The sequence below is a fragment of the Paenibacillus sp. FSL R5-0519 genome, from assembly GCF_037974275.1.
Classification (GTDB): Bacteria; Bacillota; Bacilli; order Paenibacillales; family Paenibacillaceae; genus Paenibacillus.
In genome coordinates this window covers 1,713,247-1,726,847 of the sequence record NZ_CP150234.1, presented here as the reverse complement: position 1 = coordinate 1,726,847, position 13,601 = coordinate 1,713,247, and the positions used below count along the sequence as shown (strand labels likewise).

The following is a 13,601-nucleotide window of genomic DNA, read 5'->3' as shown; positions in this document are numbered from 1 at the left end:
TATTTAATCATCAATTTTCAGTACCGCCATAAATGCCTCTTGCGGCACCTCAACGTTACCAACCTGCTTCATCCGCTTCTTACCTTCCTTCTGCTTCTCAAGCAGTTTCCGTTTCCGCGAGATGTCACCACCATAACACTTGGCAAGTACGTTTTTACGCATGGCTTTTACCGTTTCACGGGCAACGACCTTGGTACCTACAGATGCTTGAATCGGCACCTCGAACATTTGCCGTGGAATCAGCTCCCGCAGTTTCTCACAGACAATGCGTCCGCGGTTATAGGCACGGTCACGGTGAACGATGAAGGACAGGGCATCAACCTGCTCGCCATTGAGTACAATATCCATTTTCGCCAGATTGGACTGACGGTAACCGGACAGCTCATAATCCAGAGACGCATAACCTTTGGTACCGGATTTCAACTGGTCGAAGAAGTCATATACAATCTCGGACAATGGAATCTCATAGGTGATGGTAACCCGGGTCGTGTCCAGATATTCCATATTCACATATTCACCGCGTTTATTCTGACACAGTTCCATAATGGTACCTACATAATCATTCGGTACGATAATATCTGCCTTAACGTATGGTTCCTCGACGTAATCAATCCGTCCCACCTCAGGATAGTTGGATGGGTTGTCGATTTTCATCACTTCACCATTCGTTAAAGTGACGTGGTAGATTACACTTGGTGCCGTTGTAATCAACGGAATGTTGAACTCCCGCTCGATCCGCTCCTGAATAACGTCCATGTGAAGCAGTCCAAGGAATCCACAACGGAATCCAAAACCGAGTGCACTGGATGTTTCCGGTTCAAAGCTCAGAGACGCATCGTTCAACTGCAATTTCTCCAATGCTTCACGCAGATCAACATAGTCGGAGGTTTCGATCGGATAGAGTCCACAATACACCATTGGGTTAATTTTACGATAACCCGGCAAAGGCTCTGGTGTTGGATTTTTGGCATCCGTTACGGTATCCCCGACTTGTGTATCGCCAACATGCCGAATACCTGCAACGATAAATCCAACATCACCCACGTTCAGCTCGTCCACGATGGTCATGCGAGGTTTGAACGCGCCAACTTCAATGACTTCAAATGATTTACCTGTTGCCATCATTTTGATTTTGGAACCGGATTTGATTTTGCCGTCGACAACACGTACATATACGATTACACCTTTGTACGGGTCATAGTGCGAGTCAAAAATCAGCGCTTTCAAAGGTTGGTCAGGATCACCGGTTGGTGCAGGAACACTTTGCACCACTTGCTCCAAAATTTCTTTGATTCCGATGCCTGATTTGGCCGAAGCCAAAACCGCATTACTTGTGTCCAAACCAATAACATCTTCCACTTCCTGCTTCACCCGTTCAGGATCAGCACTTGGAAGGTCAATTTTGTTGATAACTGGTAGAATTTCAAGGTTGTTATCCAGTGCCAAATACACATTGGCAAGTGTTTGGGCTTCAATTCCCTGAGCCGCATCCACAACCAGCAGAGCACCTTCACATGCAGCAAGACTGCGTGATACTTCATACGTGAAGTCTACGTGTCCTGGTGTATCAATCAGATTCAATAAATACTCTTCACCATCATCCGCTTTGTAAGTCAAAGCTACTGCTTGTAGCTTGATCGTTATTCCACGTTCGCGTTCAAGGTCCATCTTATCCAGAACCTGTTCCTGCATTTCACGTGAAGTGAGCGCACCTGTGTGCTCCAAGATCCGGTCCGCAAGTGTTGATTTGCCGTGATCTATATGTGCAATGATAGAAAAGTTACGAATTTTACGTTGTCTTGCCCGAATGTCAGTCATTCCTTACCCCCAGAAACAGCCTAGTGTCAATCACTTCATTATAACAGTTGAAGCACAGTGCATCAATCCCGTGATGTCTCAACTTTACAATAAAGTGTGATCATACACTCCTAGAGGTTATATTGTACCTTTAATCCATGGTATTTTATTCAGCAACGCCGCTAAAAAGAGAGACCACCCACTTGATTCCACTATGTGAGAGATTTTGCAATAGTCCTGCCGTTTTGTCTGCCAACACATCGACCGGAGCCTTACTCTGATCTGCCCCAAGCACTTGGCTTGGCGACTGAACAGGTACAAATGGGGGTTCTTTGATTTCCTTTTGCACAGGTGCAGCTGGAACAGATTCGGTAACTGGGGAAGTTGGCTCAGTTGTTACCACGTTTGACGTGCCTCCTGATGGATTGCCAGTCTGAAAGTTGCCGCCAGCCAGCTGCATTCCAAACAGAACACCCAGCAACATTAATACAGCCATGGATAACAGTCTTTTACCGAATCTGGACATATGCTTAGCCTCCTGTCACTCTCTACTATTTTCATCTTCTTACATATATAATCCCTACCCACCCTGCGACGAGGTTTCTGCACTGGCTTTGTCCACCTTCTGATCTTCCCAATACACTTGGGCAATCATGTCTGCGAGGATCTTTGATGTCCGTTGTAACTCAGCGCCTGTATTGTCGATGCCGCCTATCTCGATCAAAATGCTGTTGGGTGAAAGTGTTTGGTTATACTCTCCATTGTTGGCGCCTCCGCCATCCTTACCCCACACACCACGGGATACTCCCGGGTACTTGGCTTCCAGCTTCTTATGAATTTTCGCTGCAAAGGCTTCATTCTGCCGCCAATTTGGATTTTCATGTCCAATAATGAAATACACTTTGGCGTAGCCCAAGTCATTAATTGTCGTTGTTGTTTTGCCATGACGCTGTGAATCGCGGTGAATGTCTATGAGATACGTCAGATCATCATTTTGAGCAAGTGCCGCTTTTACCGTTTGACGAGAATATTTATAGGAATAGTTCCAGTTATAATCCTTTACTTTGGTCGGGTAATCATCCTTGGCGTGCTCTACGCCGATTCCCAGCTTCTCCAGACTGTCTGAGAGATAGGTGCCCACTTGAAACACATTGCCGGTTGATTTGCCTGATGATGGATTATCACTTTTCGTACCTAGCAATGGATTGTATCCTTCCCGTGGATGGGAATGATAGATAAGAATTGATTTTTTGCCTGTTGTCGGTGAGCCTGAATTATCTTTCTCTCCATTCTTCGCTGGGGGATCTGCCTTGCCTTCTCCATCCCCAGGCTCGCTCGAATCAGGCGGATCCGTATTGTCCTGACCTGGTGGAACATGCAGTTCACTACCGGGTTTCCCCCCACCTGCGGAAGCTGTATCCGTAAGACCAGGACCGGGCTGATAATCTTCTGGAGCCTCTGCCTTTTCGTTACCAGATCCAGGACGGAGCAGAACAGGTTGGTTGGAACCCATGCCCGGCATTTCTCTCGCAATCAAGCTCTTGGGATCTTGAGGATTTACATTCGTTAGTAATTGGAAAACAAATGAAGTGAGATTCTCACCGGATATGGCAGAGGTCTGTTCTTTCTGGGTGAGATGGGGCATCTCCATACCGAGCATATCGACGAAAAAGCGGCTTGATACAGCACTCGCAAATCCTTTCATCGAAGAAACGGGGGAATTATTTAAGCGTTTCTCTGCCATGCCCCCAAGACCAAGTACGACAAAAAACAAGGCAGATATGATCATAAGCAACAACAACGTACGGCCCATGGCCAGCACGTGCAGACATCTTTTTTTCCACTTTCCAATATTCCAGGCCAATATCTTGTTCATTCTGCTGTCTCCTTCCCTGCTGGACAACTCTTATACTTCAACTCTATGAGCCCGCCCAATCTGATAGAACAGGAAAATGAAAGATTCCAGAAACAAAAAAAAGAAAGTCCGATAGATTCGGACCTTCTTCTCAGCAGTTTTAAGTTTTAATGTGTATAAGCGGCTACGTTATCCGGATTCACTGCATCATGGAGTGCGGCATTAAGTCCTGTGGCGATGACGTTGGCAATGCCCTCAATAAACTCATCGATTTCCTTTGGAGTAACAATGAGGTCATGACCCAGCGGCTCCAGTACCTCTTTGACCAGACTTAAGCGATCTTGCTCATCAATGTCGTCCAACATGCCCATGATCTGTTTTGTCTGATCGGTTTCCTGGCGGAAGTGTGAGCGCATCATCTCAATCACATTGTTCACAATGGTGGACGCATAACATACGGTAGGCACTCCGATGGCGATGCATGGCACGCCTAATATCTCACGAGTCAGGCCACGCCGTTTGTTTCCAATACCGGAACCAGGATGGATACCAATATCTGCTACCTGAATGGTGGTATTTACACGTTCCAGAGAACGGGAGGCCAGGGCATCAATTGCAATAATAGCATCTGGCTTGGTCCGGTCTACAATCCCCTGTACGATGTCACTGGATTCAATGCCCGTTGTCCCTAACACACCAGGAGCAATTGCGCTGACCTCCCGATATCCTGGCGCAACCTGATCGGGCACCAATTCGAAATACTGACGGGTTACCATCAGATTTTCCACAACAAGTGGACCGAGCGAATCCGGGGTAACATTCAAGTTGCCCAGACCAACAATCAAGACCTTGGATGTTTTGTTGATTCCGGCCTTGATCATAAAATCTTCCATCTCGCGTGTGAACTCGGCAGCGACACGTTCCTGTAAATCCGTATCCCCATTCCGTAGTGAGGGTACTTCCAACGTGACATAATGACCTTTCACCCGACCAATGGCTGTGGCTGCTTCATCATTAAGTACATCAATACGTGTAATCGTAATGCCCTCTTTTTTTTCCACATCTTCCCGCAATCCGGGAATCGTCTGTTTCTGTCCACCTTGCGCCATTTCCTTGGAGTCGATGGCCAAATCGGTACGAACTGTATAGTTTTGCAAATCCAGTGTCATTCTGTCCCTGCCTCCCTTACCGCATTTGAGCATATTGTGTGGGAAAAAGAGTTTCTTTATGCAGCATGTCGAACATCGTAGGAATATCTGTTGCATTTTACATGCTAGCGTGATAGAATATTTTAAGTTGTGAAACGTTTGTATTCATGCAAATGCCTTACAGGAGGTGAATGTAATGCCAAACATCAAATCCGCTGTTAAACGCGTAAAAACGAGCGACAAGCGCCGCGCACTCAACGCTTCTCAGAAGTCTGCACTCCGTACAGCTGTTAAAGCTGCTGATGCTGCTCTGGTAAGTAACGAAGTTGATACTGCAAAAGCTGCGATTCAAGCTGCTTCCAAAAAGCTGGACAAGGCTGTAACTAAAGGTCTGGTTCATAAAAATGCTGCAGCACGCAAAAAGTCTCGCTTGGCGAAAAAACTGAACGCTCTTTCCGCACAAGCGTAAGAAGCGTTACTTATACGATCCAATGGAAAAATCCTGAACAGCATAGGCTTTCAGGATTTTTTAGTATCTGATTCGATAAGTATAAGACACAGACAAAGCGACCTTGATTCCGATGATCTAACCATCATGGAGCAAAGGTCGCTTTGTTTGTTCTTTAGGCTATGCTAGTAAACTACTACGTTTACGTTTCCATTCACGCACCAAGTCTCAATAAGAACAGCTCAAGACCAAGGACCTTATCCACCGCTCCTGTTTTCATCTGGTAATCCAGTTCGCTGAGGTGACTCAGAATCATTCTCAGACGTTCCGGCTGAAATTTACGCGCTTGTTCTCCAGCGATCTTCACCGCATACGGATGCAGGCCAAGCTGACTGGCGATCTGCTGTTGGGAGTAGCTTTGTTGGCCCAACTCTTTAACTTGAATCATAATCCGAAACTGCCGAGCGATCAAAGCCGCAATTTTAATCGGTTCTTCCCGCTGCTTCAGCAACTCATAGAACAGAGCCAATGCCTTCTCCAGTCGCAAATTAGCCAGTTCTTCCACCAGTGAAAATACATTCTGCTCTGTACTGCGGGCAACCAGCGATTCAATATCAGCACGCTTAATAGTCCCACCATTACCCGCAAACAAACATAACTTGTCTACTTCAGCAGACAGAGTCTGCAGACCTGTTCCTGCATAGTTGATTAATGTTTCAGCCGCTCCTGTCTCCAAGGAAACATCCCGCTGCTTCGCCAGTTTCACAATCCAATTCAACAGCTCATCTCCACTTAGTGGAGCAAAAGCAAGAACGACTGCCTGTTTCTTGACAGCCTTCACCAGTTTCTTGCGCTCATCCAGCTTATCCCCTTGGGCCAGGAAAACAATCGTACTGTAATCTGCCGGATTTTCCATATATGTAAGCAGACGATCAACCTGATGTTCAATCTTGGATTCTTTACCTGCAGTGAACAGGCTCGCGTCCCTTACAATAATTAATTTGCGTGGAACGAGAAAAGGTACGGTCTCTGCTTCTTCAATAACGACCTCCACAGCCGTCTCAGACAAATCATATGGAATAATCGCAAAATCACGATGTTCTTCTTCAATAACCTGTTCTTTTAACATATCCGTAAATTGCTGTATCTGGTACTTCTCCGTTCCGTACAGCACATAGATCGGTGCCGTTTCTCCATTACGTATTGCCTTTGTTGCACTTTTTACATCCATTCACGGCGCCTCCTTATCCCTCTTATCCTACCAGAAAAAGCGTAAGACAACAAAGGGACCTTACATCCAGTTGCGGATGAAGGTCCCCTGTCCTACATCTATATAAACGCAGACACCAGCCATTCTAGAAAAAGCCAGCGCGCGGTCATACGACGTCAGTTGTTTGAACTGAGATAGGACGTTTTGTTACTTCCATTATATGCTTGTCATACTGAAAATGTTCTTTCGTTTGAGGAGTGAACTTCCCAATCTTAATTATTTCGCAGAAGCTCCACCCGAAACGGCAGGTACATTAAACGAATTCTTCGCCGTTGTTCCGTCCTTGTCCGTTTCGTAATTAAATAGGGTACCATCCTTAGACCAACTCGCTGACTTCAATGTGCCCTCTATACTGCGTTGTTCAACCAAATTTAGAACATCCGGTTCGCCCACAGGTTTCGAGTATATGCTGATTTGATCACCAATAAGCATAACTACATAAGAGCCGTCAGGTGATTTCCATTCTTTTGGTGCTGCCGTTGTACTCATCTCCTGATCCGGTCCTGCTGCGAATCCTTGGCTTCCACCAGAGGCGTCTGTACCTGCAGCGGAATCAGGAGCAGAATTACCTTCTACCGGAGCATCTTCATTTACATTCGGTACGATTGTCTGAGAAGTGAAGGAATCTCCATTGTCTGTTTCAGTTACTCCATTCTCTTCCCCATCTGCAGGTGTTCTGGGCGCACTTCCTGAATCTGGATTTTTCTGCTCGGAATCTTGATTCTGAACTTGATTCCTTTGATTATCGGTCGTAGGTGTTTTGGACGAATTGTCTTGTGTTCCTTTATTTGAAGAAGGCGTTGATTCAGTAGCCGGTTGTTGAGGAGTCGGATCTGACCGAACCTCAGGCTCCTGTACCTTTTCTCCACCGTTCTCTTCGGGAGTTGTTTTTTCTCCCCCCTGGTTATCCGGTTCAGTTGGTGAAGCATTCGATTGATCCACAAATACATCGTTGCTGCTTGGTGTGGAAGAAGCTGCTGGATCATTATTCTCAATATTCTTACTCAATGGATTCTCATCCACATTGCCACTCTCTTGAGAAGCTCCAGAGCTCAGCATCATGGAATCGGCATTCTCAATCTGTTCGGGCTGATATCCCCAGATGGCAAATCCCAATACAACGGCCGCAGCCGCTGCACCCATGGACATACGTCCAGCCATCGAGTTGAGCCATTTTTGCTTCGTTTTCCGCTCACTTGAACGTTGTAAATTCTCAAATGTAGCGGGGACAGGATTCATTTCCTGTATGGTGCTGCTTTGTTCCTTCCGCGCTTCGTCAATGGCATCAAGTTGTGGCATAATCGCATCAACCAGACTGAATCTCGGGCTTACTTGCGGTAATTCTTCCAGTTCTCTGGAAAGAGCTCTGAGTAAACTAAAATTCTCGGCACACTCCGGACACTTCGCCACATGCTGTAGCATCTGCGCGGTTTCCGCCTCGCCCAGATCATGATCCAGATAGCGGTGCATCCATTCCACCACCTCTTCGCATTTCATCCTGTCACACCACCTTTCTGATATTCCTGTAGTAGATTCTGTAATTGCTGCCTGGCTCTAAATAAATAAGATTTCACCGTATTCAATGGAAGATCGAGACAATCCGCAATTTCATTGTAGGATAAGTCCTGCAAATATCTTAGAACAATAACGGTCCGATGATGCTCGGGAAGCTTGTTGATCGCATCCTGAATGTCTTGGGCCACATATGTAGACATGACCTCGTACTCCACATCCTGATTATCCTGAAAAACCATGTCATGTTCGTCAATGGAGACGGATGGTTTGGTTCTTCTGAATTTATCAATACAGATGTTCGTGACGATGCGTTGTACCCAGGTTTTAAATTGGGCTTTTTCTTCGTATGAGTTGATTTTGGTGTAAATTCGGATCAATGCTTCCTGAGCAGCATCCAAAGCGTCCTGTTCATTATTTAGAATGTAATATGCGGTCCGATAGACATGTTGTTCAATCTCCCGCAATAGGGTAATTAGAGCGTCGCGATCGCCCGATTGAGCGGCTCTGATGAGTTCCGGCTCTACCACAAAGGATCCCCCTCTCCCTGCAACCTTACAGACGTGATCATCAATAAAATTGTTGCAAAGTTAAGTATTTTTTAATTTGCCATAACAAAATAACGGCGTATGTATTTGGGCCGCTGAAATCTTCTCTTAGAATAACAGAAATTGCATAACGAGTCACCAAACGTATCCAAAAGGGATTCCATTACTTACACGACTCAATTCAAATGCAATGGCATACATTATAGCGAAGCACTTTTTGGTTCTGAAAATAAAAAAAGTCGAAATTTGTCCAAATTTAAGCTGATTTTAATGCAATTTTCATGAAAATGGTGTATTGTAAATTTACATTCATAAAACACGAGGTGATGAGCATGCCAGCTCTAGCGAAAATTCAAGCTTTAAAAGAACAAATGCCCAAAGAATACCAAAGTATTTCCCACTTTGTGGAACATGCACTGGAGTCCATTGATACTCTGGTTGAGGAACATCGTAAGTATGTAGCTGCACAGGCATTATACGGCGATAAAATCGTTGGATCGGAAGAACGCTTGTACAGAGAAACCGTACTTGATGTCAGAGCACAGCTGTTGATGACTCTTGAAAAAACGGTAGAAGATCTGTTGCACAAGGGTGACAAACATTGGAGCAAACACTTTAAGGATGGCGTGGAGTAGCTCTTATATTTCTTCTTCTACATTTTGAAAAAATGGCCCGTTTTCCGATATTCTCCCTCGTGGAGTGTAACGGAAAGCGGGCTTTTTTTGTGTGCTGTGACTTGCAATCAAATGAAGTGATGAATTAATAGCGCCTGGACGTCTTCTTTCTTAGCCTGTATTTGTTAAAATATAGTAAATCTCAAGTCTACTCGTTGTTGAATATAGTTTTTTTAAGATGGAGGTCAATATTTGAAATGACAAAAATTCATAGAATCCATAGGCCGCGCGGAAAAATACTTGCAGCTATATTAACTGCAATTGTAATTTCACTTGTAATGGGGTTATATCACTACGTTCCCTTGAATGAAAGAATAGAGAATGCCCACTATTATTCATTCGGGTATAAACTTGCGGTTGGATTATTGATTAACCTCGCTATTTTGCTTTTCTTAATTATGCCACTTTCCATATTAGTGGGTGGATTACTGTTATACAGAAGAAAAGATAATACGTATATGAGATTGCTTGTTGCTATTGCGGCATATGGTCTATTAGGCTTCATAGGTGGAATTATCTATTCGATATTTACACTTAACTTCATTACTTTTTCTGGTCAGACTATCCACATTATTGTAAGCTCTCTTATTTTTTTCGCCTTACAGTTGGTATTAAATCGGAGCTTTTTTCACTTATCTTCACACCGATAGTACGACTTAACCCATAAGGTTTCCATTTAGTAAACTTAGGTCTTCCAATAGTGATGTCACTTCAGTATCATCACAAACAAATGGATAATACAACGAAACATTAAGAACAGTCTAGAAAACTACAAACCGCTCTTGATGTTTCCACTAACGTTTCATGTTAGCTTAATATATCAGGCTCAAAGTTTCATTTATATAGAACATTTTCATTTTCTAATTCATCATTCCAATGATTATCAGTATACCCACGGCTGTTGTTCCATTCTGCTAACATTTTTCTTTGTCTCAATTCTAAATCTCTGTAAGGGGCTGCTACAAACTCGATGTCGTGGAACAAATCATTATAAATAGGTAATTCGCTATTTAATTCCTTGAATTTTTTAAATGCACCTATATCCTTATCATTTGCAGCCCAAACCACTTTTTTAATCAAAGACAACACGATCGTACCTGTGCACATGGGACAAGGCTCACAGGTAGTATATAGGGTAAGTTCATTTTTAGGAATAAATTCCTTGCTCTCAAGATGAAGTATCATATTTCCAGCTTTTCTTATAGCGTCCACTTCGGCGTGTGCTGTAGAATCACAGCTTGAAAAAACTCTGTTCCTACCTCGGCTTACAACTAAACCATCTGCATCAATAATAATTGAACCGATAGGAAAAGTACCCTCATCTCTAGCCTTTTCTGCTTCTTCAAAAGCTAAAAGAAGGTTTTCGTAATGCTTGTCCAAATTATACACATCCCATCTCAGTCATTCCCAACAATAATATATTCCAGAAATATACCGCTACTCCTTCTCCCATAAAGCTACTTTTTTCACGGCTACGCTACCCTGCCCGTTATACAGCTCATGTAAAATCCGTCACTCAACTGCAACCAACTTGTACCGGATATCAATTTTTCCATCTTTCACTTTCATCTGCACTTCACCCATCTGATCCGTCCGATAAATCTCTGACCCGGTAGCCTCCAGACGTTCCATCACTCCCGGATTGGGATGCCCGTATGTATTGTTAACACCGGCAGATATCACGGCGGTTTTGGCGTTCCAGTATTGGAGCCAGGCTTCAGTTGACGACGTTTTACTACCATGATGAGCAACTTTTAACACGTCAATGGAGATAGTTGTTGAAACATCATTTGAATTATCCTGCAACGGATGTGTAAGTACACGTTGCACAACTCCCTCTGTAACTCCAAAATCTGCTCCTTTCTGTTCAAACTGGGCAGCCAATGAGCCATCTTGAATCATATAGAGCAGATCCTGCTCGGCGGCTGCATCCATATCCCCGGTGAACAACATGGAAGTTCCCGCCATGTCCAGCAAAAATACAACCGAATCATGATTCTGATGTTCAGACACAGGCAAATTGCCTGATGCATTTACATCCATATGCGCCAGATTTGGAGCTATAAAATGTAAACTTGTCTCTTTATCAGCCTTATAAGTCATACCCTGCTGAATGGCGTACAGAGGGATTTTTCGTTCCATAGCTGTATTCAGTAACTTATCAAAGTTCTCCTTACCGCTGGTCGTTCCATTAAACATGAAATGTTTAACCGGAATCTGTTCCAGCACAGCCTGTAGCCCTCCGGCATGATCCTGATCGGCATGCGTTACAATGACAGCGTCCAGTTGGTGGATGCCTCTTTTTTTCAATAAAGGAACAACCACCTTGGCTCCGACCTCATACGGATCACGTCTTGTTTTCCACGATTGCTCGGTGTTCCCAAAGTTAACTGTTCCCCCGCCATCCACCAAAATATGTTTGCCTTCTGGCGTTGTGATCAACGTACTGTCCCCTTGACCAATATCCAAAAACTGCACGATGCCGGTTCCAGCAGGCTGGGGAGTCTGATATGCCCACCACAAGCCAGCAACAAAGCTGAGCGCGAGCAAGCCGCACAGCCATTGCTGAGCTTTACTCATTCGTTCATTTGCATAATAACCTGCACCTCGTGCGGTAAATGCACTTGTATACTCCGGCCAGGCAATACTGGCTCCTAATGTCGTTAATGAAGTTTCTTTTCCATCTACACGGTTCTTACCAGGTTGTCGCCTCACAAGAGGAGCTGTATCCTCCTCAATAAACGCCGTTTCCCGCTGCTCACCATTGCCACGATGCAACAGATAGAGCAAGGCATATAACAAGGCATAATATGCGGCTATCCACAACAGGGAGGGTGTTGCCCAGATCAACACAAAACCTGGCAGGCTGTTCATCCCCTCCACGCTTACAAAAGTCAGTTGATTCAGTTGAACCGCAATCCATGCGAGAGGTTTCGCCAAGGGAACCCATATGAATGACAATAACATGGCGACCGTTCCCAGAGGTAATACAATGGCGCTAATCAGAGAAACCAGCAGGAAGTTGGCCACAAATGAGAGCAATGAGAATTGGTTGAAATACAAGATGGTTACTGGAAAAGAAATCAGCTGAGCGGTCACCGTAACCGATGCTGTTGCAGCAAGAGATTTCGGCCAACTGCTGAACAGTCGGTTAATCAACGGCATGTAGATCATCAAACCTGCGGTCACGAGAAAGGATAACTGGAAGCTCACACTTAGCAAAAAGTACGGGTCCCACCACATCATCAGCAAAGCTGCTGCACTGATCATCTGCAGACCGTCTCTGGCGAGACCACGGCGTGCCATATACAAACCAATCATGGACATAATCCCTGCCCGAATGACTGAAGGTGAACCACCGGATAACAGTACATAAGCTGGCACTAGGATCAGAACAATCGTGAGTGCCGTCTCTCTGGTAAGCCTTAACCAGGATAGAATAAGGAGGAGAGAAGCTACATAGACAGCGACATGAGTTCCGGAGATCGCCAGGATATGCGTTAGACCCAATTGTGAAAACTGACCATAGGTACCCGGATCAATATCATTAGCCATCCCGATGATCAAACCCTTCATATAGCCTGCGTGGGGCTCAGGAAATAACTGCTCTACCGCCGCCCCCAACCTATGCCTCGTCCAATCCGTCCACCGTAGTACGTTGAATTGTCCAAGCCCCTCCGGAGGCGTAGCTATGACCGAACTGGCTCCCTTCACTTTGAACAACCAGTGGATATGGAGAGTTCGCAAATAACTGCGATAATCAAACCCACCAAAGTTCCTCGCTTCACCAGAAAGGGTAAAAGCACCATGAAGCGTGATTACATCGCCCCTCTTCCAGCCCGCTGCTACCTGTTGTTCTTCTTCCTCCAGCAGTCTGACTTGTACCATCAATTGTTCATCTATTTGGAATGCAGATGATGCTGCCTGATCTCTATCTGCTGACGTTGCCAATGTGGGCAATATGGAAGACATCTGTATCTTAAAGTCAGCCCGATCTCCATCAATACGTACATCTGATACAAGCTCACCCTGAATTTCGGCAGCCATACCGTCCATCTCATCAACGGCAATATGGATGGTCTCGGGCAGGCTGCTATGATTGCGTACGTCATTCCATTCCCAATGTGCAGCACCTCCAATAAAGGCCGTGAGCAAAAATAAAATGGACCATCCACGCACATCTATGAAACGAAGTAGAAGTGGCATACATGCCAGCGCTCCAATCATCCCCCAGATTAACGTCCAGCCTGTTAACGCGCATGCCATCCCGCTACCGCATAACCAGCAAATTGTAAAACTTAACAACGGTCTGCCTTTCATTTGCTCCCTCCTTCCTGTCACCCTTGAAC

General features: G+C 45.0%; 11 protein-coding genes. 2 read left to right on the top strand and 9 right to left on the bottom strand.

Features of this window, described 5'->3' with window-relative positions:
• Window positions 1-3: 3 nt before the first annotated feature.
• From lepA to gpr, 4 genes are all read right to left on the bottom strand, one after another.
• Window positions 4-1,818 (bottom strand): translation elongation factor 4, encoded by a 1,815-nt coding sequence (gene lepA, locus MKY73_RS07735; protein WP_076332291.1) that lies wholly within the window; start codon window positions 1,816-1,818, stop codon window positions 4-6.
• Window positions 1,819-1,963: 145 nt separating this feature from the next.
• Window positions 1,964-2,323: a hypothetical protein gene (locus MKY73_RS07730; protein ID WP_339306678.1), complete on the bottom strand. Its 360-nt coding sequence runs from the start codon at window positions 2,321-2,323 to the stop codon at window positions 1,964-1,966.
• A 54-nt stretch (window positions 2,324-2,377) separates the two neighbouring features.
• Window positions 2,378-3,673 carry a stage II sporulation protein P gene (locus MKY73_RS07725; RefSeq protein ID WP_339256496.1) on the bottom strand — a complete coding sequence of 432 codons (1,296 nt, stop codon included), beginning with the start codon at window positions 3,671-3,673 and terminating at the stop codon, window positions 2,378-2,380.
• A 146-nt stretch (window positions 3,674-3,819) separates the two neighbouring features.
• On the bottom strand, window positions 3,820-4,821 hold the full coding sequence (gene gpr / locus MKY73_RS07720; RefSeq protein ID WP_339306676.1) for a GPR endopeptidase: 1,002 nt from the start codon (window positions 4,819-4,821) through the stop codon (window positions 3,820-3,822).
• Window positions 4,822-4,996: 175 nt separating this feature from the next.
• Here gpr and rpsT point away from each other — a divergent pair, with 175 nt between their 5' ends.
• Window positions 4,997-5,269, top strand: coding sequence for a 30S ribosomal protein S20 (rpsT, locus tag MKY73_RS07715; protein WP_024628504.1), 273 nt, complete (start codon window positions 4,997-4,999; stop codon window positions 5,267-5,269).
• 193 nt (window positions 5,270-5,462) lie between these two features.
• Here the strand turns inward: rpsT and holA are convergent, their stop codons facing one another.
• The 3 genes from holA to MKY73_RS07700 all read right to left on the bottom strand — a co-directional run bounded on the left by holA (window position 5,463) and on the right by MKY73_RS07700 (window position 8,560).
• Window positions 5,463-6,479: a DNA polymerase III subunit delta gene (holA, locus tag MKY73_RS07710; protein ID WP_339306675.1), complete on the bottom strand. Its 1,017-nt coding sequence runs from the start codon at window positions 6,477-6,479 to the stop codon at window positions 5,463-5,465.
• 255 nt (window positions 6,480-6,734) lie between these two features.
• Complete coding sequence (locus MKY73_RS07705) at window positions 6,735-8,015, bottom strand: zf-HC2 domain-containing protein (RefSeq protein ID WP_339306673.1); 1,281 nt, start codon at window positions 8,013-8,015, stop codon at window positions 6,735-6,737.
• Window positions 8,012-8,560, bottom strand: a complete 549-nt coding sequence (locus MKY73_RS07700) for a sigma-70 family RNA polymerase sigma factor (protein WP_017687205.1) — start codon at window positions 8,558-8,560, stop codon at window positions 8,012-8,014. Before MKY73_RS07700 ends, MKY73_RS07705 begins: the two co-directional genes overlap by 4 nt.
• Before the next feature lie 350 nt (window positions 8,561-8,910).
• Between MKY73_RS07700 and MKY73_RS07695 the strand changes: the two genes are divergently transcribed.
• Window positions 8,911-9,213, top strand: coding sequence for a hypothetical protein (locus MKY73_RS07695; RefSeq protein WP_017687204.1), 303 nt, complete (start codon window positions 8,911-8,913; stop codon window positions 9,211-9,213).
• Window positions 9,214-10,086: 873 nt separating this feature from the next.
• Here MKY73_RS07695 and MKY73_RS07690 read toward each other — a convergent pair.
• The gene (locus MKY73_RS07690) at window positions 10,087-10,632 is read right to left on the bottom strand and encodes a nucleoside deaminase (RefSeq protein ID WP_339306671.1); all 546 of its coding nucleotides are present in this window, start codon (window positions 10,630-10,632) and stop codon (window positions 10,087-10,089) included.
• Window positions 10,633-10,764: 132 nt separating this feature from the next.
• Window positions 10,765-13,572, bottom strand: coding sequence for a ComEC/Rec2 family competence protein (locus tag MKY73_RS07685; RefSeq protein WP_339306669.1), 2,808 nt, complete (start codon window positions 13,570-13,572; stop codon window positions 10,765-10,767).
• Between the last annotated feature and the right edge of the window lie 29 nt (window positions 13,573-13,601).

Bases quoted from the DNA above. Each gene is read 5' to 3' on its own strand.
- MKY73_RS07695 (WP_017687204.1), top strand. From the start codon at position 8,911: ATGCCAGCTCTAGCGAAAATTCAAGCTTTAAAAGAACAAATGCCCAAA.
- MKY73_RS07705 (WP_339306673.1), bottom strand. From the start codon at position 8,015: ATGAAATGCGAAGAGGTGGTGGAATGGATGCACCGCTATCTGGATCAT.
- MKY73_RS07730 (WP_339306678.1), bottom strand. From the start codon at position 2,323: ATGTCCAGATTCGGTAAAAGACTGTTATCCATGGCTGTATTAATGTTG.
- holA (WP_339306675.1), bottom strand. From the start codon at position 6,479: ATGGATGTAAAAAGTGCAACAAAGGCAATACGTAATGGAGAAACGGCA.
- MKY73_RS07725 (WP_339256496.1), bottom strand. From the start codon at position 3,673: ATGAACAAGATATTGGCCTGGAATATTGGAAAGTGGAAAAAAAGATGT.
- gpr (WP_339306676.1), bottom strand. From the start codon at position 4,821: ATGACACTGGATTTGCAAAACTATACAGTTCGTACCGATTTGGCCATC.
- lepA (WP_076332291.1), bottom strand. From the start codon at position 1,818: ATGACTGACATTCGGGCAAGACAACGTAAAATTCGTAACTTTTCTATC.
- MKY73_RS07685 (WP_339306669.1), bottom strand. From the start codon at position 13,572: ATGAAAGGCAGACCGTTGTTAAGTTTTACAATTTGCTGGTTATGCGGT.
- rpsT (WP_024628504.1), top strand. From the start codon at position 4,997: ATGCCAAACATCAAATCCGCTGTTAAACGCGTAAAAACGAGCGACAAG.